The following is a 23,791-nucleotide window of genomic DNA, read 5'->3' as shown; positions in this document are numbered from 1 at the left end:
CCAGGCAGAGCCCGTGTCCGGGGCGCGTGGGCAGGAGCTGGTGGCCCATCGTGCGGGCGCGTGGTCGAGGGCCGGTGGCCAGGGCGGTGGGCGGGTGGTCAAGGGCGTGGCCCGTGCGGTGGGCGCGTGGTCGAGGGCGTGGCCCATGTAGCGGGTGGTCAAAGACGTGGCCCGGGCGATGGGCGGGTGGTCAAGGGCGTGGCCCATGTAGCGGGTGGTCAAGGGGCGTGGCCCGTGCCGTGGGTGGCTGGTCAGGGCTCCGTGGTCCATACGGCGGTGGCTCGGCCGGAGCGGACGTGGGTCCAGCCTTGGCTCAGTTCGTTCGGGCGGCATACGTACGCCGTATGCGTCCCGGTTGCCGTCAGGCGTTCGGCGAGGGCCGAGCGGGCGGTGCGGTCGGCGGCCGGCAACTGGGCACCGGGCGCCACGGCGACGACATCGAGCGGTACGGCCCTGGCGAGCGCGGCGACGGAGTCGACCACCCGGGCCACGGGTTCCTCGACCGGCGCCGGCGCCTCGAGCAGCAACCCGAGGGTCGCGCCGGGCAATTCGGCACGCAGCGCCCGCAACCGCTCACCCGCTTCCTCTACGGCGGTGTCGTCGGCCTTCGTCCTGATCAGCACAGAAGGTTCCTGCACCCCGGGTGCGAGCAGCAGGGCGTCGCCGGGGCCGTCGGTCACCAGCGTCGGCACCGGCCCCTCCGGCAGCGCCGTAACCCCGTCCCCGATCTTCGCGAGTTGGGGATCCAGCCGCAGCAGCACATCCGCCGCCGACTGCCCCGTGCGGGTCAGCAGGCGCAGCATCAGCGTGGCCGGGTCCAGGGCGCGGTGCTCCTCGGGGTGGGACCACATGCGCAGGCTTGCCCAGGCGGCCTGTTGCACCGACTCCACGATCGGGCGGCGGGTCGACTCGTACGCGGCCAGCGCCGTATCCAAGTCGTCCTGCTCGGAGAGCCGCCGCGCCAGCTCCACCGCGTCCTCCAGCGCCAGCGTCGTACCCGAGCCGACGGAGAAGTGCGCGGTGTGGACGGCGTCGCCGAGGCCCACCAGGCGGCCGGTGGACCAGCGGGTGCTGGAGATGTGCGGGAAGGTCAGCCAGCGTGAGCCGTTGCCGAGCAGCTTCGCCCCGCGCAGATGCTCGGCGAACACCTCGGCGCAGAACTCCATGGCCTGCTCGTCGTTCCAGCCCGGGGGCTTGGTGGCGCCCTCGGTGAAACCGGCCCGCTGCCACGTCTCCTCACCCAGCTCGACCAGGAACGTCGACCGGTCCGGACCGTAGGGATACACATGCGCGCCGACCGGGCCGTAGGCACTGTCCGCGAACAGGAACGTCATCGCGTCGAAGGCACGGTCCACCCCGAACCAGGCGTACCGCCCGCGTCCGGGGACGACCTCGGCCCCGAACTCCCCGGCGAAGGCAGCCCTCGTGCGGCTGCCGGAGCCGTCGGCGGCGACCACCACGTCGTAGCGCCCGAGCAGTTCGGCGGCGTCGGCCTCGGCGTTGAAGTGCAGGCGGGCACCTGCCTCCGTCGCCAGTTCGTTCAGCGCGGTAAGCAGCGTGCGCCGTTCCACCGCGGCGAAGCCGTGGCCGGAGGAGCGGATCTGCTCGCCATCGCGGCGGACCTCCACGTCGTCCCAGCGGGCGCCGCGGTCCAGCAGGGCGGCGACGACGTCGGGGGCGGCGCGGCGCAGCCGGGCCAGGCTGAAGCGGGAGAAGACCACGCCGAAGCCGTACGTGGCACCGGCCGGGCTGCGTTCGTAGACGTCGACCTCGTGGCCGCCGAGGCGGCGCAGCAGCAGGGCCAGCATGAGCCCGCCGGGGCCCGCGCCTATGCAGGCGACTCGCACGGCGCTCACGCTCCCGGGTCCGTGGGCGGCACCGGGGCGGCGCCCGGCATGCCGTCGGCGAAACGCTCCCGCAGCTTGCGGCGCAGGATCTTGCCGGCCGCGCTGCGCGGGATCTCGGAGACGAACTCGATGCGCACCGGGCGCTTGTAGCTGGCGAGTTCACTGGCGCAGGCCTTGATCAGTCCGGCCGCGGACAGATCCTGACCCTCGGAGACCACGAACGCCACCGGCACCTCGCCCCACTCCTCCGACGGCGCACCCACGACGGCCGCGTCGGCGACGCCGCGCTGGGCGCCGAGGACCCTTTCGATCTCGGCGGGGTAGACGTTCTGCCCGCCGCGGATGAGGACGTCGTTGATCCGGTCGACCAGGTAGAGATAGCCGTCGGCGTCGGAGTAGCCGAGGTCACCGGTGCGCAGCCAGCCGTCGCGCAGGGCGGATTCGGTGGCCGTGGGGTTGCGCCAGTAGCCGCGCATCAGACCGTCGCCCCGGACGCAGACCTCGCCGATCTCGCCGGGCGGCAGCGCCTTGCCCTCCTTGTCCTGGACCTCGATGTGGCAGCCGGGCAGCATCCGGCCGGCCGAGCGCAGCCGCAGTTCGCGGGCCGCGGCGTCGGCGCCGTGGTCCTCGGCCCCGCCGAAGACGACGGTGGCGATCGGACCGCCGCCCTCGGTGATGCCGTAGATCCCCCGGAACGGGCAGGGGAAGCGTTCCAGGGACTCGCGCAGCAGCTCCTCCGGCATGGGGGCGCCGCCGAACATGACGTCGATCAGGGTGGACAGGTCGGTGGAGTCGAAGGCCTTGGTGCGCATCGCGAAGCGGACCATGGACGGCACCAGGAAGGCGCGGGTCGCGCCGCGCTGCTCGGCCTCGGCGAGGAAGCGCTGCGGGGCGAACTCCCGCTGGAGGACAAGGGTTCCGCCGGCCGCGAGCAGGGCCAGGCCGATCACCATCGAACCGTGGAACAGCGGGCACGGGTTGAGCATCACGTCGTCCGCGGTGAACCGGGCCTCGGCGGCGAGCGCCGTGTAGCAGGCGGACACCGAACGGTGGGTGACGGCGACGCCCTTGGCCCGGCCGGTGGTGGCCGAGGTGTGCAGGATCGCGAACAGGTCGTCCATGTGCGGCAGCGGCAGCGGCCTGCGCGGGGTGGCGAGCAGCTCCTCGTAGGCGGGGCTGTCCAGGGCGATCCGCCAGCTGTCGCCGAACGCGTCACCGAGCCGGTCCAGGACGCCCTGTTCGGCGATCACTCCGCGCGGCGCCGAGTTGGAGACGACGTGCTCGACCTCGGGGGCCGGGAAGGAGTGGTTGACGGGGCAGACGATCGCCCCGGCCTTGCCGGCCGCGATGTACAGCTCCAGGACCTCGACCCGGTTGGGCGAGCTGACCACGAGGCGCTCACCAGGGCCGATCCCACGGTCGATCAGGGCGGTCGCCAACGCGTCGGTACGTTCGTCCAGTTCGCGCCAGGTGAGCGAGAGCCGCTCGTCCGCGAGGGCCAGGGCGTCGGGGCGCTGTCCGGCGTGCCGCCGGACGAAGTGGGCCATCCACATCAGCGGGCCTCGCTCACGGATGCGGCGCGTGCGGTCAGCACCTGGTCGATGCCCTCGACGGTGTGCAGCGCGGTCAGTTCGTCGTCGTCGAGCGGGGCGCCGGTCTGCTCCTCGATGGCGAGAGCGAGCCGGATCAGGTCGCCGGAGTTGAGCCCGGCCGTCGTCAGGTCGTCGTCACGGCCGATGCCGTCGAGCAGTTCGGGCAGATCGACGAACTCCAGCAGAAGCGCGTGGCCCGGGGTGAGCTGGTCGGACATGGTGGTCCCCTCGGATGTTCGGGTGGGCGTGGTGTGGGGGGAAGAGGACCGGCGGGGCCCCGGGTGGCCGTGGGGCCCCGCCGGTGGTTCGTTACGACTGTCGGGTCACCGACCGACGTCCGCGGGCTCGCGCCCGGGGTCGACCGTCTTGCCGCCGACGGCGTTCACGGGGGCCGGCTCGTCCTCGCCCTCGCTGAGGCCGAAGCGCTCGTAGATCCGGGTCAGCGGGCGCGGAGCCCACCAGTTGTAGCGGCCGGCCATCCGCATGAAGGCCGGGACCAGGACACCGCGGACGAGGGTGGCGTCCATCAGCACGGCCAGGGCGAGACCGAGGCCGAGCAGCTTCATGTACGTGATGCCGGAGACCAGGAAGGAGGCGAAGACCAGGGCGATCAGCGCGGCGGCCGCGGTGACCAGACCACCGGTGCGCTGGAGACCCAGGGCGACGGCACGGTTGTTGTCGCCGTTGCGGTCGTACTCCTCCTTGATGCGGGACAGAAGGAAGACCTCGTAGTCCATGGAGAGGCCGAAGGCCACGCAGAACATCATGATCGGGGTGGTGGCGACGATGCCGCCGGTGACGGTGAAGTCGCCGGTCAGCCACATCAGGTTGCCGTCCTGGAAGACCCAGACCATGGCGCCGAAGGTGGCGGTGAGGCTGAGCAGGTTGAGCACGAAGGCCTTCACCGGCATCAGCACGCTGCCCGTCATCAGGAACAGCAGCACGAACGTGGAGACGGCGATCAGCAGCAGGGCCCACGGCATGCGGTCGGTCAGCGAGGTCATCGTGTCCTTGAAGGAGGCCGCGGTGCCCGCCACCTTCACGTCCTCGAACGGCGCCTTCGTGTCCCGGATGTCGCCGACCAGGTCCTGGCCCTCGTCGGTGTAGGAGCCGACCTCCGGGATCACCGACAGCCAGGTGCCCTCGCCCTTTTCGTAGCGCTCGTTGATCGCGCCGGCCGGGGCGATCTGCTTGCCGTCGGTGTAGGAGCCGGTCAGGGCGTCGACGCGGGCGACGTTGTCGAGCTTGGAGAGCGTCTCGGCGTAGGCCGCGACGTTGGTCTCACGCTCCGATACGGCACCGGCGTTCTCGGCGACGACCATGAGCGGTTCCATCTCGCGGGCCGAGTAGTCCTCGATGAGGACCGTGCCCACCTGGTGCGCCTCGGCGTCGGCGGGCAGGGTGCGTTCGTCGGCGAGGTTGAGCTTGATGCCGAGGAACGGCGAGCCGAGGAAGAGCAGGATCACGATGACACCGGTGGCCAGCGGCAGCGGGCGGCGCATGACCAGGGTGGCGAGCCGGTGCCAGAAGCCGTTCTCCACGGCCGTATCGGACTTCTTGCGGTTCCACGACCACTTGTTGATCCGGGTGCCGATGACGGCGAGCAGCGCGGGCAGCAGCACCAGGGCGGCGACCACCGCGAAGGCGACGACCGCGATACCGGCGTAGGCGAAGGAGCGCAGGAAGTACATCGGGAACAGCAGCAGCGCGGAGAGCGAGAGCGCCACGGTGATCGCCGAGTAGAGGACGGTACGGCCGGCGGTGCGCAGGCTGGTGGCGATGGCGTCGTTGACCTCGACGCCCTTCTTCAGCTCCTCTCGATACCTGCTGACCACGAACAGGCTGTAGTCGATGCCGAGTCCGAGCCCGAGTCCGGTGGTGAGGTTCATCGCGAAGACCGACACATCGGTCAGCTCCACCAGCACCCGCAGCACACCGAGCGCGCCGATGATGGCGACGATGCCGACGGCCAGCGGCAGCAGGGCGGCGATGACACCGCGGAAGATGAAGACCAGCAGGATCAGGGTGAGCGGCAGCACCAGGGTCTCGGCGAGCGCGAGGTCCTCCTGGGTCTGCTCGTTCATCTCGGCGTAGGCCTCGGCGCGGCCGCCGAACTGGATCTGGAGGCCCTCGAAGCCGTCCTCGTAGTGCGGGCGCAGCTTGGCGAGGTAGTCGTCGACCTCGTCCTCGTTGCCCTCCAGGTGGGCGAGGACCAGGGCGGAGTCGGACTTCTCGGCCTTCAGCGAGGGCGCCTTGTCGAGGGTCCAGTAGGAGGCCGCCTCCTGGACGCCGTCCTCGGCACCGAGCTTCTCGGTCAGCTCGGCACCCTTGGCGGCGGTGTCCGGGTCGTCGACTCCCGCCGGGGTCTTCACCAGCAGCACGAGGTTGGGCTCACCGGTGCCGAACTTCTCGCTGAGGATCTCGTTCGCCTGCGTCGACGGGGCGTCGGGCACCTCGTAACCACCGGAGGACAGCTTGCTGTTGACGGCGCCGCCCAGTCCTCCGGCCACGACACAGAACAGCAGTCCCAGCCAGAGAACCAGCTTTCGGCGGCCGGTCGCCAAGGCGGCCAGCTTGTTGAACATGGGTATTCCTCCAGAAATGACGGGGCGGGGCAACGCCCCGATGGGGGGATGTCTCCGCCCGTACGCTCAGGCGGGGGTACGGGCGGCGGGGAGCTGACGGCAATCGACGCGGACGTGTCCGCCGGCCACGCAGTCGTGGTCGGCCAGCGACTCGTCGACGGACCGGTCCCAGGCAAGGAGCCGGTTGTGCACCGAACCTCGGGTGAAGTCGGCGAACTCTGGATGGGTGGTGCGGTGGCGGGAGCCGAGGTACGCCAGCACCGGGTCCAGGAGCAGCCAGCGGCCCTCCTCGAACACCTCGGTCCAGGCGTGTTCGACGCCGACCAGACCGAGCAGGAAGCCGCGGCGGGTACGGGCGCGGACGCCCGCCTCCTCGGCCCACCGCTGCATCTGCCAGGCGGCGACGACACAGTCCACGGTGCGGTGCTCGATCGCTACGGCGGGACGGGCCCGCAGCTCCTCGGGCACCCAGCCGTACTGGTACGCGCCGGAGACCAGCCGGTCGAGCAGGTCGTCGTGGATACGGCGGACGGTGTCGGTGCGCGGGGCGTCCCGGTGGCCGCGGGTGGTGACCGTGGCCAGCATCGAACCGCGCCTGTCCTCCTCCTTGGCCCACTCGGTCAGCCGGCCCTCGTACAACTTGGGGGCTGGTTCGGCGGGGACCGGGGTGGTGATGCAGCTGGTGCATCCGGCGGCCGAGCAGGTGGCGGTGAGCCGGAGCCGGGTGACGCGCTCGGTCAGCCACTGCTCGGGCTGCCCGGCCGCCAGCCGCATGCACTGGCGTTCGCCCAGCTCGGCCAGGGAGCGGCCGAGGCCGGACTGGAGCCCGAGGTTCATCACGTCGTGGTAGTCGTAGCGCAGCCCGTCGGGGGTGTCCTCGGCGGGGAATCCGGCGCCGACCAGGTTCTCCAGGACGGCCTCGTCGATGGCGAGTTCGCGGGCCGCCTCCTCGTGGGCGAGCCGGGCGACGCGGAACTCCTCGGGCACCGTGACGAGGCGTTCCACCGCCGGGAGCCAGTTGAGCCAGAGTTCCGCCGCCGTGGTGGTCCGGCGCGGCGGGGCCATGGTCATCGTTCCTCCCCCGCCGTCGCCAGCACCGGCAGGTCGCCCGCGGCCAGTCGGCGCGCCACCTCCAGTCGCTTGACCTTCCAGGTGGCCGTGTGCGGGATGTCGTCCCAGCGGCACTGCACGGGCGGCGCGAGCTCGGGGAGCGCGGCGACCGCGCGGCGCCAGGCGGCGAGGTCCAGCGGGGCGTCGCCGCGGGTGACGACCAGGGGGATCGCGGGGCCGTCGGGCATCGGGATGATCACGGCCTCGGTGAGCTGCGGGAGGGCTTCGAGGATGTCGTCCTCGGCCGCCAGCAGGCTCTCCACGCCGCTGCCCCGGTCGACGATACGGTCGAACAGGTGCAGACAGCCGCGGTCGCTGATCAGGCCGTAGTCGCCCATCGCCCACCAGCCGTCGACCCGCTGGTCGGGGGAGCCGAGATAGCTGGGGGTGACTCCGGAGGAACGGGCGAAGATCTGGCCGGGGGTGCCCTTGCGGGCCTTGTCGCCCTCGTCGTCGAGGACGCGGATCTTGGTGTGGCCGAGGACGGCACGGCCGACGCAACGACCGTCGTCGCAGCGGCTCTTGAGCTTGTGGGACTTGACGGTGACGGGTCCCGTCTCGGTCTGGCCGTACGCCTGCATATAGCGGGCGCCGGGCCTGGCCGCGCCGAGCAGGGTGCGGATGGTGCGGGGGTGGGCGGCGTCGAAGGAGCTGACGAACAGCCGTGTCTGCGCGAACAGTTCGGGCTGCCGTTCGGCCACTTCCTCCCAGCGGATGAAGGCGTTCGGGACGGTCTCCACGACGCCCGGGCGCACCGCGGCGAGCAGCTCGGCCGCGTTCTCGGGGGCGGTGTCGGTGAGGAAGCCCAGCGGCAGGCCGAGCGCGAGGATGGCGAGCATCCCGGACATGCAGCGGGCGTGCACCGGCGACAGGCACATCAGGTACGGGTCGCTCACCCGCAGCACCTTGCCGATGGTGATCTGCGGACGGGCATGCCCGGCGAAGCTGTGCACGGAGTGCAGCACCAGCTTGGGCACCCCCGTCGTGCCCGAGCTGTGGGTGACCAGCTGCGGGGTGTCCTCGCGGGGCACCACGGCGGGCGGGATGTCGCCGCGCGGTGCGTCCAGCAGGGACAGGCCGTGCTCGCCGCGCTCACCGGCGTACCAGCGCGGCAGCGACGGGTCCACGGAGTCCAGCACGCCGGCCGCCTCGGTGGTGGCGTCGGTGAGGATGGCCGCCGGGGCGGCGCGCTCGGTCATCACGCCGAGCGCCTGGAAGCCGACGGCCGAGTGCACCAGCACCGGCACGGCGCCGATGCGGGCGCAGGCGAAGGCCAGCAGGGGTATGTCGAAGTTGGGCTGCTTGACGACGAGGATCCGCTGGCCGTCCTTGACCCCGGCCCCGGCCAGCAGGGCGGCGGCCTCCTCGACCAGATCGGCGAAGGTGGCGTAGTCGAAGTTCCGGCCCGCCTGCGGGAACAGGTCGAGGGGGTTGTCGAGGCGGATCGGTACCGCGCCGTGGCGGCGGGCGGCCTCGGCGGGGGCGGTGGCCAGCGCGAGCCGGCGGTTCACGCGAGCCATCACGCACCCCCCGCCTTGGCCGTACGGCGCTCGAGGTGCTCGGTGATGTGGGCGAGCAGCGCGTCGTAGGACGAGAACGCCTCGATCGGCTGATCCAGGTCCCACTCGATGCCGAAGGCGTCCTCGACATCGGCGAGCAGGCGCATGAAGCCCGCCGACGCGAGCCCCAGGTTCCACAGCGACGCCGCACGGGCCGCCGGGTCGTCCAGCGGCAGCGGAGCGCCGACCGCGTTCTCCAGCAGGCCGCGCAGGTGCTCCGCGACCGTCGTGCTGTCGTTCATGTCTCCTCCAGTGACGGCCCGCGGGAAACGCAGGCTCGGGGTTCTCGTCGTCGACGGACGGGTCAGGCCGCTACGGGGTGCACGACCCGGTCGTTGCCGCTGTTCTCCTGGAAGCCGCGCAGGGTGCGCAGGTAGTACAGGAGGTACTCGGCCAGCTCCTCCTCACCGGTGGGCGCGAAGGAGGCGTCGGCGCCGCAGACGGCGGCCGTGTTGGTGAGGTCGAAGCGCTTGTTGTAGCGGAGGTAGGAGCGGTAGAAGTCCATGCCGCCGTCGAGGGCCTCGTCGATCGCGGTGAAGCCGTCGCGGTCGTCCACCCACAGCGGCTCGCGCAGGCCGATCAGGTCGAAGATCTGGGTGACCATGTCGCGGACCTTCGGGCCCTCGGAGTTACCGAGGTGGAAGTACGTCTCGGGCGAGTCCGACAGCGAGATGGCGACCGCGTTGCGGGCGACGATGTCGACCGGAACCAGGTTGACGACGGTCTCGGGGTCGGCCAGCAGCCGGACCCGGGCGTGCGACAGGAAGGTGCCGAGCTTGCGGGATGCGGTCTTCTTGAAGACCAGCACCTGGCGGGCGAAGCCGTACATGCCCGACCAGTTCAGCCCGTGCCGGGTGACGCTGTGGCCGATGACGACGGTGGGCCGCAGGATGCGGATCCGCATGTCGGCGGCGGCCTCCTCGACGAGGGCCTCGGCCCGCATCTTGGTCTGCTCGTAGCAGTTGTTGGCCACCGACTGGTCGGTCACCGGGCCCTCGGCGATGAGGTCGGTGCGCGAGCCGGCGACGTAGGCGGTGGAGACGTAGTTGAAGGTGCGCGCGCCCACCTTGCGGGCGAGGTCGAGGACGTTGGCGGTGCCCTGGACGTTCTGCGCCTCGATCTCGGTGCGGTACTCCTCCTCGTAGCGCAGCGAGGCGGCGCAGTGCCAGACCTCGTCGACGGGCGGCAGCGCGGTCAGGTCGGCTCCGCAGCCGTCGACGGTCATGTCGCCGTGCACGGCCACGGTCCGACGCAGGATCTCCGGGTGCAGATCGGAGCGGCCGTAGCCGTCCGCCATCTCCGAGAGCGTCTTGTGCAGGCGCTGCGTGGCCTCGGAGTCGTCCTTGCCGCGGACCAGGGCGATGACGGGGTCGTCGGTCTTGTCGAGGAGTTCGAGGACCACGGCTCCGCCGACGAAGCCGGTGGCCCCGGTCAACAGACGTGTTGTCATGAGTGCTTGTCTCCAGCGTCGGGACGTGGTGTGCGTCTTTGGGGTGGTGTGGATCGGGGTCGGGAGGCCACGGCTACGCGGTGGCGGTCCGGGCCGCGTGTCGCGCTTCCAGCTCGTGCACGAACTCGGAGACGGCCGTCTGGAAGCCCTGCGGGTCGTCGAAGAACGGCACGTGCCCGGCGCGCGGGAGGGTGACCGCCCGGCTGTCCGGGATGCGGTTGAGCGCGTCCTCGATGACGGACTCGCTCCACGCGAAGTCGCCGTCGCCGTTGATGATCAGCGTCGGGGCGGCGAGGCGGGCGAGCTCCTCGGGGTCGTCCTCGATCTCCAGGGAGGCGAGCAGGTTCTCGCGGATGGAGCCGACGGAGAGCAGGGACAGGAAGTTGTCCTTGAGCGCCAGGTAGGCCGCGGTGCCGCCCTCGTGGATCATCTGGTCCGGGAAGACCAGCGGGTAGAGGTGACCGAACAGCTGCTGGGTGCCGCCGGACTCCAGGCTGGCGAGCCAGGAGCGGCTGACGAGCTTGCGGCGCAGGGTGCCGTTGGGCGAGAACGCCGGGCCCACCAGGACCAGGCCGGCGACGCGCTCCGGGTACTTCAGCGCGAACTCCCGGGCGATGAGGGTGGATATGGACGTGCCGACCAGGTAGGTCTTCTCGATGCCGAGGTGGTCCAGCAGCCGGCGCACGTCCTCGACGTGGTCCATGAACTTGACCGGCTCGGGGCCCGGGTTGGAGGCGCCCTGGTTGCGCAGGTCGTAGTGGACGAGCCGGAAGTCGTCGGCCAGGGCGGTGGTGAAGTTCCGCCAGATCGGGCTGACGATGTAGAAGTTGTTCAGCAGGGTCACCGCCGGGCCCTCGCCGCTGTCCTCGTAGTACAGCTCCCCGCCGCCGGGCAGGGCGAGCGCGGAGTGGTTGAGGTAGCGGACGTCGAGCTGGCCGAACTGCTGGTCCGTCATGGGGTCTCCTTGGATGGTTCGTTCCGTCGCCGTTGTCCAGACTCCTGTGGCCCGTTCAACACCCGCCCAAGGCGTGTCCAAGGGCGGGCAAACGTGCTGGTCAGAGCCGGTTTTCGGGGGTTGCGCGGGGTGCTTGCGCGGACGGCTGCAACAGGCTGAAAAGGGCTACGGGGCCCAGGTCACCGAAGGCCGCCCTGCCGGGCCACGGACAGCGCCGTCCGGGCGGGACGACCGCAGCCCGTCACGGGCGGCTCCGTGGGCATCGGCTCGGCCGGCGCAGCCACCCGCACGCCCTCCGCCGCGTGCGCGAGGACGCCGAAGCGGACGATCTCCGGGATCCGGAAGGTGGCCGAACCGCCCGGCGGTGCGTCGGCGAGGACCAGGACATGCCGGTCCAGCAGCCGCCCCACGACCGACTGGGCGCTCCAGGTGTCGAGCTCGAGCACCTTCTTGACCTGCTCGGTGTCGAAGGGTCCCGGGCCCGCCGCGGCAAGCAGGAACATCGACCTGCGCAGCCAGGGCGCGAGCCGGGCCAGGGCGCTGTCCGCACGGGCGAGCGCGGCGCAGGCCTCGTCCTGGAGTTCGGCGACCAGCCGGTCGTCGTCGAGGAGTCCCGCGGCCAGATCGGTGAGGGTCCACATGGGCCGGGCCGCGTACAGCTCGCCCACGGCGCGCAGCATCAGCGGATGTCCGCCCATCCGGGCGACCACGTGCCGCAGCGCCGCCTGGTGCCCGGTGATGCGCTCCTCGCCGACCAGCCGCTCGAAGAACACGGCCGCGTCCTCGGCGCCGAGCGGCCCGAGGGTCAGCCGCCGGGCGCCGGGCAGTGACAGCCGGACCCGGGAGGTCACCAGGGTCAGGCAGGAGTCGCCGCCGGGCAGCAGCGCGAGCACCTGGTCGGGGGCGGCGGCGTCGTCGAGCAGCACGAGCAGCTTGCGTTCCCGGGCGGCGGCCCGGAAGAGCGCGGCGAGTCCCTCGGTGTCCTCGGGCTGCCGGGGCCGTCCGATGCCGAGCCCGTCCAGCAGCGACCGCAGCACGGCCTCCGGCGAGCGCGGCCGGTCGGATCCGTCGTGCAGGGAGGCGTACAGCAGCCCGTCGGGAAACCGTTCGCCCAGCGCGCGGGCGGCCCGTACGGCGAGCGAGGTCTTGCCGACACCGGCCGGTCCCAGCACCGTGATCACATGGGGTCCGGGAGCGGTGAACGGCTCCCCGATCCGATCCAGTTCGATATCCCGGCCCACGAAGTCCGGTGTCTCCAACGGCAGTTGATTAACCGCGGGCGTGACGGGCGCCGGGGCCGCGGGACGCCGTACGACCGCCTTCTCGGGCTTTGCGGCGGGCGGCAGGACCTCGCGCAGTATGTCCTGCTGGAGTTTGCGCACCCGCTCGGACGGTTCGATGCCCAGTTCGTCGACGAGCCGGTGGCGCAGCCGCAGATAGGCGTCGAGAGCCGTGCTGCGCTGTCCGGACCGGTGCGCGGCGATCATCAGCTGGGCGGTGAACCGCTCGTCCAGCGGATGGTCCACGGTGAGCCGCCGCAACTCCGCCACCAGCGCCTGGTGGCGGCCGAGTTGCAGATCCGCCTCGATCCGCAGCTCCAGCGCGCCGAGCCGGGCCTCGCCGATCTGCGCGATCCGCGCGGTGAGCAGCGGACCCGCCTCGAGCCCCGCGAACGGCTCCCCCCGCCACAGCGCGAGCCCCTCGCGCAGCAGCCGGGCGGCGTCCTCGGGCGCCCCGGAGGCGAGCGCGGCACGGGCCCGGGACACCCGCTGCTCGAACTCCCACAGATCCAGCTCCCCCGGACGCGCCGTCAGCCGGTACCCGCCGGGCCCGGTCTCCAGCCGTTCCCCGCTGTCGCCGTCGACGCTGCCCTTGAGGGCCTGGCGCAGTTGGTAGATGTACGTCTGCACGGTCTTGCGGGCGAGCCGCGGCGGCTCCTCGTCCCACAGCTCCTCGACGAGGGCCTGCGTGGACACCAGATGGTTGGCGTCCAGCAGCAGTACGGCCATGGCCCGCCGCGCCATCGGTGCGGTCAGGGTGCGGCACTCGCCGCCCACATGGATCTCCAGCGGGCCGAGGACCTTGATCCGCAGCTCGGTCAGGCCGGTCGCGGTGGCGGTCATGTCTTCCTCCTGCGGCCCTGGGCCTTGCCCCGGTCCCGTACGGCCGGGTGCGGTGCCGTGTTCTGGTGGGTGACCGTCTTGGCCGAGACCAGGCGGCCGGGGCAGGACGACTCCGGCGGCAGTCCGCCGGGCAGCAGCAGGCCGAGGAAGTGCTCGACGCTTCCGTAGCGCGCCGACGAGGCGGCGCCGGTGTTCGCGCTCATCGCCGGGCTCCGGCGTTAGGGCCGACGGGGTCGATGTGGTGGTCCATGGCGCGGCGCTCCTTCCGGAACTCGCTGGGTGTGACCCCGTAGCGGCCGCGGAACAGGCGGCTGAAGTGGGACGCCCCGTACAGTCCCGCCCGCTCGCCGATCAGCGCGACGGGCAGGTGGTCGAGGGAGGGGTCGGCCAGTTCGGACCGGCAGCGGGCGAGCCGCTCGTCGCGGATCCAGCGGGCCGGGCTGACACCGAACTCCTGGAAGATCTTCTGGAGATAACGCAGCGAGATGTTGTGCCGGCGGGCCACCTCGATCGGGCTCAGGCTCGGCTCCGCGAGGTGCTCGCGGACATGGGCCTGGATCCGGAGCATCAGTGCCTGGCGGGCGATCTCGCTGTCGGGGGCGACCTCGCGCATCCGCTCGGCGAACAGCACGGCGGTGAGCCCGGCGACGCTGCCGCCGAGCAGATCGACGGCCGTCTCGACTTCCTCCCCGTGCCGGCCCAGGCCTTCGAGCAGGCTGCTGAGCAGGGCCGCGGCACCCTGGTCGCCGCTCCAGGCACGGGCGGTCAGACGCTGGGTGTCGGCGGCGGTGAGCCCGACCAGGGAGTGCGTCACCATGACGTCGACCATCCGGAACTCCTCCGGCATGATCACCTTGAACGGGCGGCCGGTGTCGAAGGAGATCAGCTGCGGCGGCCGTACGACACCATGGCGGCCGTCCTGGAACACCCAGACCTCGCCGTGCAGCGGTCGGCACATCCGCAGCCGCGACCGCTCACCGTCCCCGATCAGCCGCCCGGGCCGGACGAGTTCACGAGGCCCGCCCTGGACGAGCGACACGGTCACCTCACCGAACCGATGCCGGACCGTCGTCCCTTCGAGGATCTCCTCATGGCTCTTGACGATCTGCAGGCCACCGCGCTCTGCGGGCGGCGGATCGGCAGTGCACCTGCGCAGCTGCCGCGGCTTCACCTCACTGACACGTTGCATCGCGTACCCCCTGTTCCGATGTCGGAGCTCTCGAAGAAGCACCACCAGAGAAACATACCCGCATGCGGGTTTTCTACTTGGATCGAGAGTTTCGATGGATACGAAGGGGCGCGCCGCTGAGGCCGGACCACCGTCGGCCCGGCCTCACGCAGACGACGTGCCTGCTCAGGCCGCCCGTGCGATACGCGGCCCAGGAATGGCCCGGACGGCGCGGTCGGCGTACAACTCCGCGACCTGGAAGGCGAGATCGAGCGCCTGGTAGCGGTTGAGCCGGGGGTCGCAGGCGGTCTGGTAGCGGCGGTGCAGATCGGTCAGGCCGATGGGGTGGCCGCCGCCGACGCACTCGGTGACGTCATCGCCGGTCAGCTCGATGTGGATGCCGCCGGGGTGGGTGCCGAGCTCACGGTGCGCCTCGAAGAAGCCGGTCACCTCGTCCAGGACGTCGTCGAAGCGGCGGGTCTTGTGACCGCTGGCCGCAGAGAAGGTGTTGCCGTGCATCGGGTCGCAGATCCAGGCGACGGGCGCCTCGGCCTCGCCCACGGCCTCGACGAGCGAGGGCAGTACGTCACGCACCTTGTCGCGGCCCATCCGCGTGATGAACGACAGGCGGCCCGGCTCCCGTTCGGGGTCCAGCTTGTCGATGAGCGCGAGCACCTCGTCGCGGGAGACCGACGGACCGAGCTTGACGGCCACGGGGTTGCGCACCGATGCCGCGAACTGCACGTGCGCGTGGTCGAGTTGGCGGGTGCGCTCACCGATCCAGACCATGTGCCCGGAGACGTCGTAGGCGTGCCCGGTGCGCGAGTCGGTACGGGTGAGGGCGGCCTCGTAGTCGAGCAGCAGCGCCTCGTGGCTGGAGTAGAACTCCGCGAGGTGGAACTCGCCGGGGTCCGCGCCACAGGCGGCGAGGAAGGTCAGGGCGCGGTCGATGTCCCGGGCGAGGGCCTCGTAACGGGCGCCGATGGGGGAGTTGTTGACGAAGTCCCGGTTCCACTCGTGCACCTGCCGCAGATCCCCGTACCCACCGGTGACGAAGGCCCGTATGAGGTTCAGGGTGGAGGCGGAGGCGTGGTACATGCGTTTGAGGCGTTCCGGGTCGGGCCGGCGGGCCTCCTCGGTGAACTCCTGCCCGTTGACGGCATCACCGCGGTAGACGGGCAGGGTGATCTCGCCGCGGACCTCGACGGGCTTGGAGCGCGGCTTGGAGTACTGACCGGCGATCCTGCCGATCTTCACGACCGGTACGGAGGTGGCGTAGGTCAGTACGGCGGCCATCTGCAGCAGCGTCTTGACCTTGTCCCGCACCTGGTCGGCGGTGATCCCGTCGAAGGTCTCGGCGCAGTCGCCGCCCTGGAGCAGAAAGGCCTCGCCCTTGGCCACCCGGGCGATGCGCTCACGCAGTTGGTCGCACTCCCCGGCGAACACCAGCGGCGGGTAGGACGCCAGCTCTTCGAGCACGCCCTTGAGGGCGTCCGGGTCGGGCCAGTCGGGCTGCTGGGCGGCCGGAAGCAGGCGCCAGGAATCCACATCCGTCATGCGCTGATCAGCATTCATGTTGGGCTGAGCCTCACTCTTGTCCGGGGAAGGGTGTCGGTTCGGGTGTCCGGGGGAAGGGCCGGTGCGCTGCCCCGGGGGCCGCGGGACCTGGGGCACGGAGTGGCCCTCCCACCGCCGGGACGCTCCTCGCCGGGGGAAGTACGAGGAGGGCACCGGTCGACGGGAGGGCCACTGCGACGACACTACGAACACCCCCACCCCCGTGGTTGCCACCCCGCGCACCGTCCCTTGTCGAAACACGCGTGAGCGGACCGGGACGCCGGAATTTCATATTCCGGGAGTGAGAGATTTACGGGCGGGGCGCCGGAATGGATCATTCCGAGTGAGGGAAATGCGGAACCGGGATGCCGGGGGACTTTTTTCAGCCATGCAGGAAAAGAGAAAGAGGGCAATGCCGGGCACCGGCAAAGCCCTCGACTACTCGAACCGCGCACCACTCCTGGCGCGTTCGCGCACACCCACCCTCCGTGCCCGGGGTCTGCGTGCCGGAGCCGTACAGGCCGGCTCCGTGGCCACCGCCCGCCGCCCCTCCTCCGCCGCGTCGAGGATGATCCGGGCATACGGCAGCAGCCGTAACCCCGCCTCGGTCAGCGTCAGTCGGCGGTGGCTGCGGTCGAACAGGGCCGCACCGACGGACTCCTCCAGGTTCTGGATCTGCGCCGTCACCGTGGACTGCGCGTAGTTGAGGTTGCGCGCCGCCCGGGTCACGCTCGACTCGGCCGCCACCTCACGAAATGCCCGTAGCTGCTGGATCTGCATGTGCCGCTCCCTTCAGGCGGCCCGACGAGGGCCGCCCAGAACCGCTCTCAGACAGAGCTGTGGACCGTGGCGGCCCCGCGAGTCAGCCGCTTGCCGCGCTCCGCGGTGATCTCGAGCCGGGCGTACACCTCGGGGGTGGCCAGCGAGCGGGCCATCAGGTCGTAGAGAACGGCGATCCGCTCCTCCACATCGGCCCGGTTCGTCATGATCTCCGACAGCAACTGCACCCCGGTGAACGCACCCACCGCCGCGTCGGACACCGTGGCCACATCGATCCCCGGTACCAACTCCCCCTGCTCCTGGGCCTCCCCGAGCAGCTGGGTGCTGACCTCGATCCAGGCCTGGTACGGCACCTTGCGGTCGACGACGTCATGCCCCATGTCGACGGCGAGGCGAATGCTGCCCTGGAGCATCCGGTCGAAGGTAAGCCGGTGCGCCACGAGCAGCGTCACATCCACCCACTCCTGGATCTTCGGCGCGCCCGGCTCCTGCGGCGGCGCGAAGTACCGGAACTGCTCCGCCACTTGCTCGTCCAGCACCGCCTGCGCCAGCTCGGCCTTGGAGGTGAAGTGGAAGTAGAAGGCCCCCTTCGTCACACCGCACCGCTGGTAAACGTCCGAGATCCTCGTGGCGGAGTAGCCGCACTCCGCGAAGACCTCGCCCGCCGCTTCCAGAATCGCTTGACGTGTCCTGATGGCTCGATCCTGCTGCGCCACTGGGCCCCCTTCCTTCGTCGTTGTTGATGATGAACAGCTGCGGGCTCGTATGCGGAACCACCGGCTCTCATTGAAAAACATACCCGCATGCGCGTATCTTACCGGCGGGGTTGGAACCAGTCACCCGTCATGCACCTTCTCGTTCCAGAAGGAAGAGCAATGACCACCAACATTGGTATTCACAGGGGCCGACGCCGCCACGGGGGGATAAGGAAGACGGTGTTTCCGGTCAGGCCGGCCGCACCGGCCAGGCCGTGCATCCTGCCGCCCGCGGCGTCGATCGACACCAGGCTCGTACATCGCACGCACCAAAAGGACGTGCTCCCGACCGACATCACCAAGCACGACGACGGTCACTACACCGTCTCCACGCAATGGCCCGCCGACCACCGCCGGTTCACGGACGAACAGGGCAACTTCCTGCCCTCGCTGGTCATCGAGAGCGTCCGCCAGGCCGTGATCCTGGTCGCTCACGACGGCCTCGGCGTACCGCTCGGGCACCAGTTCCTGGTGTCGTCCGCGCATCACCGCGTGGACCCGAGCCGGCTGCTCGCACCCGACGCGCCGGCCCGGCTCGACCTCGATGTCTCCATCCACGATCTCAAGCACCGCCGAGGCGTCCCGTCCGCGCTGGAGGCCCGTGTGGTCCTCCGGGTGGACGGCGAGATCATCGGCACCGGCGGCGGTGAGTGCTCCGTCATGACCGGCGAGGTCTATCGCCGACTGCGGCGCGGCCGTACCGAGACCGCGTGGGCCGATGCGCTCGCCGCGCCACTGCCCGCGCCCGTGCCGCCGCACTCCGTCGGCCGGACCCACGACTGCGATGTGGCCCTGGCGCCCGGGGAGCGTCCCGGCGAGTGGCTGCTGCGGGCCGATGTGTCGAACGAGCTGATGTTCGACCACCCGAACGACCATATGCCGGCGATGGTTCTGCTCGACGCCGCGCAGCAGGCTGCATACGCGGTCTTCGGGGAGCGTCCCTTCCGGCCGTCGTCCTGCGAGGTTTCCTGCTCGCGGTATGTCGAGTTCGACTCGGCCTGTGTCGTCCGTGCGGACCTCAAGGAAGAGGCCGACCGCGGGTACGTCCTGTCCGTCACCGGACATCAGAACGGTGAGCAGGTCTTCGAGATCCTGTTCCGGTAGCACTCGCCCCTTTGGGGCGCCGCAGAACCGTACATCTAGTAGGCGCACAGTCGGCACCCACTCCCGGACACCTCCGGGCACCGCCCTTGCGACGATCCGCTACCGACCCCCAGGCGCTCGTGCCGTCCGAGCCGTACAGCCGTACCCCGGCATGTGTGGCGTCGTACGCGGCCCTCGCGCGCCGGGTCCTCCTCGGCGTGGCCTCGCCGGCATCCGCCCATCGACCCTCACCGCCCTTCACCCTCGAACCCTCGAATCCCTCACCTGGCGCACCTTGTTCCGCCTCAGTTCAGGAGCCCGTCTCCCATGACCCGCACCGACGGAGCCCGCACGGCACGATCTGCCGCCGCCGGCCACCGCCGCTCAGCCCCACCGTCCTCATCGCACCGTCCACCCGCCGTCCACCGGCACCGTCGCGCCGACCACGAACGAGGCCCGGTCGCTGCTCAGCCAGGCCGCCGCCTCGGCGATCTCCTCCGGTACGGCGATCCGCGGCAGCAGCGCCGCCCGCGCCAATTCGTCCGCCACCCCGGGGACTTTCGCCATCCACGCGTCCGTCATTTCGCTGTGGGTCGCCCCGGGCACAATGGCGTTGACCCGAATTCCGCTCGCCGAATATTCCGCGGCAACCGCCTTCGTCAATCCGATGACCGCATGTTTGGCGGCAATATAGGGAGCGGCCACCGGGGTCGCCACCAGCCCTGCCGTACTGCTGGTGTTCACAATGGCGCCACCTCGGCCCAGCATCGCCGTGATTTCATGGCGAAGGCAGTTCCACACACCGCGGACATTGGTGTCCATGACGGTGTTGTAGATCTCGTCGCTCATCATGTGCATGGGCGTGCCCTCGGCCGCGACGCCGGCGTTGTTGAACGCCACATCGAGCTTCCCGAACCTCCCCACAGCCTGCGCCACCCCCTCCGCCACCTGCTCGTTCCTCGATACGTCGACCACCACGTACTGGGCGTCGTACCCCTCGGCACGCAGTTCGTCGACCAGCGCCGCGAGCCGTTTTCCGCGGCGGGCGGCCAAGGTGACAGCGGCGCCCTCCCGGCAGAAAACCCGGGCCGCCGCCGCTCCGATTCCACTGCTGGCGCCCGTGATGAACGCGTGCTTTCCCTGAAGAAGTCCGCCGCTCGGCATGGCCTCACATTACCCGTAAAAGAAGTCCCCGATTCGAGTCGTACTCAATTCTGACTCGAATCCTTACCCGACCTTTTCCACAGCATCGGCAACCCCCACGCGCCGCTTTCTCCCCCCTCCGTTCCGCACTGCCTGCCCTGATCCCTGATCCCTTTTCCCGAGACGAGATCGGAAAGAAATTCCCATGGCACCGACGCGACGGATCCTCATCACCGGTGGGACCGGCTTCGTGGGCTCCCACGTCACCGGTCTGCTCTCCACCGACCCTCACCCGATGGAAGCTCCGCACGTGCGCCTACTCGTCCACAACCGGCCCCCGGCCCTCGACGACACGGGCCGGGTGGAGGTGCGCCACGGCTCGCTCGGCGACCCGCGCTCGCTGCGCGGTGTCTGCGACGGCGTGGACACCGTCCTCCATCTGGCCTCGCTGATCGGTGGCAGCCCCGAGGAGTGCGCGGCCGTCAACGACACCGGAACCGAGGCCCTGTTGGAAGAGGCCGCTCGCGCGGGGGTCGAGCGGATCGTCCAGCTGGGCACGACGGCCGTCTACCGGGACGAGCCGCACACCGGAGCCAAGGAGGGCGAGCCGGAGCTCGGCCCGTCCTCGCCGACGAGCGTCAGCAGGCTGGCCGGGGAACAGCGGGTCCTCGCGGCCGGCGGTCTGGTCCTGCGCCCGCATCTGGTCTACGGCCCCGGAGACGTCTGGGTGGTCCCGGCTCTGGTGGACTTCCTCACCGCCTTCCCCCGTTGGATCGACGGCGGTGGTGCCCGCACGTCCGTGATCGGTGTGCACGACCTGGCCCGGATCGTGGCCGCACTGGCCCTGCGTCCCGAACTCCCGCGCGGTGCGGTCCTGCACGCGGGCCGGCCGGAGCCGGTCCTGGTGCGGGACCTGATCGAGACGGTCTGCCGTGAGCTGCGCCTTCCCCTGCCCGAGGGCGAGGTGTCCTACGACCGGGCGGCCGCCCTGACCGGCGCCGACCGGGACCGCCTGGTCCGGCGGCGTCTGTCGCTGCTCGCGGTCGACCACTGGTACGACAGCTCCCGTCTGTGGCAGTTGCTCGACATGGCGCCCACGAGCGAGTTCACCCGTGACTTCGCCGTCGGTGCCACCTGGTACCGGTCCCTCCTGTCCCGCCGCACGGACGGCGAGCTGTTCCCCACAAGGTGATGACCGCAACCGGCGCACACGGCCGCGAACCCCACCGGGCTGTCCCCGGTCCGGCGGGGCGCCGCTGCACCGAGGCCACGCTAGGCCGCCTTGACGCGGCCTTGTCGCCGGGCAGCGCACGCGCTGTGGCACATCCGCGCACGACAACAGGGATGCCGGAACGCCGGTTTGACGCGCCGGGACCCGGTGCCACGTTCACGCAGGATCTCTTGCCCGTTCGCGTCCGACGGGCCCCTCCGGACCACCGGACGGCCATGGTGAGAGGACGTACCGACAATGATCCCGCCGGATCCGAGGAGACTTGAGATGGCCCCGCACGGTGACGACGTACTGGTGACAGGTGTGGGTGCGCTGACGCCGCTGGGCGCGAACGCCGCCGCGTCCTGGGACGGCCTGCTGGCCGGGCGCTCCGGTGTCCGCGCGCTCGGGGCCGACTGGCCCGAGGAGTTGCCGGTGCGGATCGCCGGCACCGTGGAGTGCGACCCGGCCGAAGCGATCGGCCGGGTGCAGGCCCGCAAGCTGGACCGGGGCGAGCAACTGGCCGTACTCGCCGCCCGCGAGGCCTGGCAGGACGCGGGCGTGCCGCAGGTCGAGCCGGAGCGCCTCGCCGTCGTCGTCGGCACCGGCATCGGCGGCATCCTCAGCTCACTGGGCCAGGACGACCTCTACGAGAGCTCGGGGATGCGGCGCCTGTCGCCGTTCGCCGTGCCGATGCTGATGCCCAACGGCCCGGCCGCGTGGGTCTCCATGGAGCTCGGCGCGCGGGCCGGCGCGCGCGCCCCCGTCAGTGCCTGTGCCTCCGGCGCCGAGTCGATCGCGCTGGGCCTGGACCTGATCCGGGCGGGCCGCGCGGATGTCGTCGTCGCGGGCGGTACGGAGGCCACCCTGCACCCGTTCATGATCGCGGCCTTCGCCCAGATGAAGGCGCTGTCCGTGCAGGGCGGCGACCCGGCCGCGGTGTCCCGTCCGTTCGACGCGGCCCGCTCCGGGTTCGTGATCGCCGAGGGCGCCGCCCTGGTCGTACTGGAACGCGCTCGGTTCGCCCGGGCGCGCGGGGCACGTGTCTACGGTGCGCTGGCGGGCGCCGCCGTGCAGTCCAGCGCCCAGCACATCACCGCCTCCGACGCGGAGGGCCAGGTGCAGGCGATGCGTACGGCGCTGGCCGACGCGGGCGTCGAGGCCCGTGACATCGGGCACGTCCACGCGCACGCCACCTCCACCCCGAGCGGTGACCTCGCCGAGGCCGAGGCGCTGGCGAAGGTCTTCGGCGAGGAGGCCGCGGTCACCGCCACCAAGTCCATGACGGGCCACATGCTCGGCGCCTCCGGCGCCTTCGGCGCCCTCTCCACACTCCTCTCCCTGCACCACGGCGTCGTCCCGGCGGTTCGCAACCTCGACGAGCAGGACCCCGAGGTCCGCCTGGACGTGGTGAGCGGCGAGAACCGCACCGGCACCTGGGACGCGGCCCTCTCCAACTCCTTCGGCTTCGGCGGCCACAACGTCAGCCTGGTGATGAAGCGCGCCTGACCCACGCGGCTCGGCGCCGGGCTCAGTGCCGAGCGAACTGCCGCCCGGTCGGCTGCGCGGCATCGGGACGGATCGCGATCCCGTCGAACGTCAGCCGCTCCCCGTAGATGTCGGTGACCCTGATCGAACCTCCGCATCCGGCGCCGTCGGCGGAGAGGAAGTAGTTGTACTCGGTACGGGTCAACTGCCGCCATCCTCCGGAGGTGTTGACCTCGAGACGGGCCACCGGATTGCGGTGACCGATCGCCTGGATGCCGCACCAGTGCCGGCTCGACCCGGTCTTGTAGCGAAGGGAGATCGTCTCGGCCGTGCCGGGGCTCAGCAGGCTCCAGGTGATCGGGATCCGGCCCTGCACGGGATCGGCGAGCTTGGCGAAGGCCTGTCTGCTGAGGTCGAGTTGGCCGGGCGCGCAGGGCAGCGGGCACTCGTTGGTGATCCGGACGGTGATGGACTTTCCGTTCGCCGCGCGCACCAGCACATGGGCGCCGCACGCCTTGGACGTCTCGTAGTCGGTGGTGTTCATCGCCGCGATCATGAGGTCGTCGCTCGGCCCGAAGAGACAGGCACCGTCGCCGTTACCGGCGTCGTAGTGGGTGGCGACGCCCTGGTAATCGGTGCCGGGCCGGATCCGGCCCACCGAGGCGGCCGAGGCTGCCGCGGTGGGGGTCGTCGGCGGGGCCTTGGTGGCTGACGGGCGGGGCGCCGCGGTGGTCGCAGAGGCCGTGGGGGACGGAGTTCTCTTCGGGGGCGGACTGCTGGTCGCGGCCGGGGGCGTGGTCGTGGCCGCAGCGCTCACCCGGCCGACGTCGGGCGCGACCGCAACCGACGCCGCATCTGTGCCGTCGTCGGACCCCAGCGCCACGACCAGCCCGGCGAGAACACCCGCAACGGCCAGCATCACCGCGCCGCCCACCACCAACCTGCGCCTGCGCCGCCGCTGCCGCGCGGCCTGTCTCGCTGTCTGCATACCTGCCAGTGGCCACAGGCAGCGCAAAGGTTGCCGCGAGTGAGAGTCCTCACACCGGCGAACATCACACCGACAGCAGCCGGGGAGCGGTACCGCAACACGAGAAAGCCCCTCAGGTCCATGACCTGAGGGGCTTCCAGCTGTGCGCGAGGGGGGAGTTGAACCCCCACGCCCTTGCGGGCACTGGAACCTGAATCCAGCGCGTCTGCCTATTCCGCCACCCGCGCATTGGGTGTGTTTTCGGGCCCGTTCCCTGCGGTCCGGCGCCTTCCGACACCCAGAACATTAGCACGCCGGCCAGGGTGGGTTCACATCCCTTCTGCCCAGGGCAGCAGCCCCACAGGGCCCCCTGTCTCAGGCCGTACCGGTTCACGTATCAACCTCGTACCGGTCCGGCC

At 71.0% G+C, this 23,791-nt stretch carries 20 protein-coding genes and 1 tRNA gene; 3 read left to right on the top strand and 18 right to left on the bottom strand.

The features are described from left to right. Nucleotides 1-251 precede the first annotated feature (251 nt). The 15 genes from OHT76_RS22240 to OHT76_RS22170 form a co-directional block, all read right to left on the bottom strand. The gene (locus OHT76_RS22240; protein ID WP_328872603.1) at nucleotides 252-1,856 is read right to left on the bottom strand and encodes an FAD-dependent monooxygenase; all 1,605 of its coding nucleotides are present in this window, start codon (nucleotides 1,854-1,856) and stop codon (nucleotides 252-254) included. After that, the gene (locus OHT76_RS22235) at nucleotides 1,853-3,394 is read right to left on the bottom strand and encodes a class I adenylate-forming enzyme family protein (protein WP_328872602.1); all 1,542 of its coding nucleotides are present in this window, start codon (nucleotides 3,392-3,394) and stop codon (nucleotides 1,853-1,855) included. Before OHT76_RS22235 ends, OHT76_RS22240 begins: the two co-directional genes overlap by 4 nt. A 5-nt stretch (nucleotides 3,395-3,399) precedes the next feature. Beyond that, nucleotides 3,400-3,657: a phosphopantetheine-binding protein gene (locus tag OHT76_RS22230; RefSeq protein ID WP_328872601.1), complete on the bottom strand. Its 258-nt coding sequence runs from the start codon at nucleotides 3,655-3,657 to the stop codon at nucleotides 3,400-3,402. A 105-nt stretch (nucleotides 3,658-3,762) separates the two neighbouring features. Further along, a complete protein-coding gene (locus OHT76_RS22225) occupies nucleotides 3,763-6,024 on the bottom strand; it encodes an MMPL family transporter (protein ID WP_328872600.1) in 2,262 nt (753 codons plus the stop codon). Nucleotides 6,025-6,090: 66 nt separating this feature from the next. Further along, a complete protein-coding gene (locus tag OHT76_RS22220; RefSeq protein WP_328872599.1) occupies nucleotides 6,091-7,095 on the bottom strand; it encodes a transglutaminase domain-containing protein in 1,005 nt (334 codons plus the stop codon). After that, nucleotides 7,092-8,654: a class I adenylate-forming enzyme family protein gene (locus OHT76_RS22215; protein WP_328872598.1), complete on the bottom strand. Its 1,563-nt coding sequence runs from the start codon at nucleotides 8,652-8,654 to the stop codon at nucleotides 7,092-7,094. Before OHT76_RS22215 ends, OHT76_RS22220 begins: the two co-directional genes overlap by 4 nt. Then, complete coding sequence (locus OHT76_RS22210) at nucleotides 8,654-8,935, bottom strand: hypothetical protein (RefSeq protein ID WP_328872597.1); 282 nt, start codon at nucleotides 8,933-8,935, stop codon at nucleotides 8,654-8,656. Before OHT76_RS22210 ends, OHT76_RS22215 begins: the two co-directional genes overlap by 1 nt. A gap of 62 nt (nucleotides 8,936-8,997) precedes the next feature. Next, on the bottom strand, nucleotides 8,998-10,143 hold the full coding sequence (locus tag OHT76_RS22205) for an SDR family oxidoreductase (RefSeq protein WP_328872596.1): 1,146 nt from the start codon (nucleotides 10,141-10,143) through the stop codon (nucleotides 8,998-9,000). A gap of 73 nt (nucleotides 10,144-10,216) precedes the next feature. Beyond that, entirely contained in the window at nucleotides 10,217-11,098 is an 882-nt protein-coding gene (locus OHT76_RS22200) for an alpha/beta fold hydrolase (RefSeq protein WP_328872595.1), read from the bottom strand. Nucleotides 11,099-11,277: 179 nt separating this feature from the next. Further along, nucleotides 11,278-13,221, bottom strand: coding sequence for an AfsR/SARP family transcriptional regulator (locus OHT76_RS22195; protein ID WP_328872594.1), 1,944 nt, complete (start codon nucleotides 13,219-13,221; stop codon nucleotides 11,278-11,280). Then, nucleotides 13,218-13,424 (bottom strand): hypothetical protein, encoded by a 207-nt coding sequence (locus tag OHT76_RS22190; protein WP_328872593.1) that lies wholly within the window; start codon nucleotides 13,422-13,424, stop codon nucleotides 13,218-13,220. The genes OHT76_RS22195 and OHT76_RS22190 overlap by 4 nt, the downstream gene beginning before the upstream one ends. Continuing rightward, nucleotides 13,421-14,410, bottom strand: coding sequence for a helix-turn-helix transcriptional regulator (locus tag OHT76_RS22185; protein WP_328872592.1), 990 nt, complete (start codon nucleotides 14,408-14,410; stop codon nucleotides 13,421-13,423). The genes OHT76_RS22190 and OHT76_RS22185 overlap by 4 nt, the downstream gene beginning before the upstream one ends. 165 nt (nucleotides 14,411-14,575) lie before the next feature. Next, nucleotides 14,576-15,946, bottom strand: coding sequence for a class II 3-deoxy-7-phosphoheptulonate synthase (locus OHT76_RS22180; protein ID WP_443049820.1), 1,371 nt, complete (start codon nucleotides 15,944-15,946; stop codon nucleotides 14,576-14,578). Between the two features lie 438 nt (nucleotides 15,947-16,384). Continuing rightward, nucleotides 16,385-16,726 carry a LysR family transcriptional regulator gene (locus OHT76_RS22175; protein WP_328872590.1) on the bottom strand — a complete coding sequence of 114 codons (342 nt, stop codon included), beginning with the start codon at nucleotides 16,724-16,726 and terminating at the stop codon, nucleotides 16,385-16,387. Between the two features lie 47 nt (nucleotides 16,727-16,773). Continuing rightward, a complete protein-coding gene (locus tag OHT76_RS22170) occupies nucleotides 16,774-17,442 on the bottom strand; it encodes a ScbR family autoregulator-binding transcription factor (protein WP_328872589.1) in 669 nt (222 codons plus the stop codon). Nucleotides 17,443-17,529: 87 nt separating this feature from the next. Here OHT76_RS22170 and OHT76_RS22165 point away from each other — a divergent pair, with 87 nt between their 5' ends. Then, nucleotides 17,530-18,585, top strand: coding sequence for a ScbA/BarX family gamma-butyrolactone biosynthesis protein (locus tag OHT76_RS22165; protein WP_328872588.1), 1,056 nt, complete (start codon nucleotides 17,530-17,532; stop codon nucleotides 18,583-18,585). A 378-nt stretch (nucleotides 18,586-18,963) separates the two neighbouring features. On the opposite strand, the gene OHT76_RS22160 is transcribed toward OHT76_RS22165, so the two are convergent. Next, a complete protein-coding gene (locus tag OHT76_RS22160) occupies nucleotides 18,964-19,728 on the bottom strand; it encodes an SDR family NAD(P)-dependent oxidoreductase (protein ID WP_328872587.1) in 765 nt (254 codons plus the stop codon). A 184-nt stretch (nucleotides 19,729-19,912) separates the two neighbouring features. On the opposite strand from OHT76_RS22160, the gene OHT76_RS22155 reads away from it, so the two are divergent. Both OHT76_RS22155 and OHT76_RS22150 read left to right on the top strand, forming a co-directional pair. Next, the gene (locus OHT76_RS22155) at nucleotides 19,913-20,899 is read left to right on the top strand and encodes an NAD-dependent epimerase/dehydratase family protein (protein WP_328872586.1); all 987 of its coding nucleotides are present in this window, start codon (nucleotides 19,913-19,915) and stop codon (nucleotides 20,897-20,899) included. Between the two features lie 306 nt (nucleotides 20,900-21,205). Further along, entirely contained in the window at nucleotides 21,206-22,426 is a 1,221-nt protein-coding gene (locus OHT76_RS22150; RefSeq protein ID WP_328872585.1) for a beta-ketoacyl-[acyl-carrier-protein] synthase family protein, read from the top strand. Nucleotides 22,427-22,448: 22 nt separating this feature from the next. Here the strand turns inward: OHT76_RS22150 and OHT76_RS22145 are convergent, their stop codons facing one another. Continuing rightward, entirely contained in the window at nucleotides 22,449-23,393 is a 945-nt protein-coding gene (locus tag OHT76_RS22145; RefSeq protein WP_328872584.1) for an expansin EXLX1 family cellulose-binding protein, read from the bottom strand. A gap of 143 nt (nucleotides 23,394-23,536) precedes the next feature. After that, nucleotides 23,537-23,620 (bottom strand) — tRNA-Leu (locus OHT76_RS22140). Nucleotides 23,621-23,791: the final 171 nt, after the last annotated feature.

The sequence above is a fragment of the Streptomyces sp. NBC_00287 genome (genome assembly GCF_036173105.1).
Lineage (GTDB): Bacteria > Actinomycetota > Actinomycetes > Streptomycetales > Streptomycetaceae > Streptomyces.
This window is presented reverse-complemented; position numbering and strand designations above follow the sequence as displayed.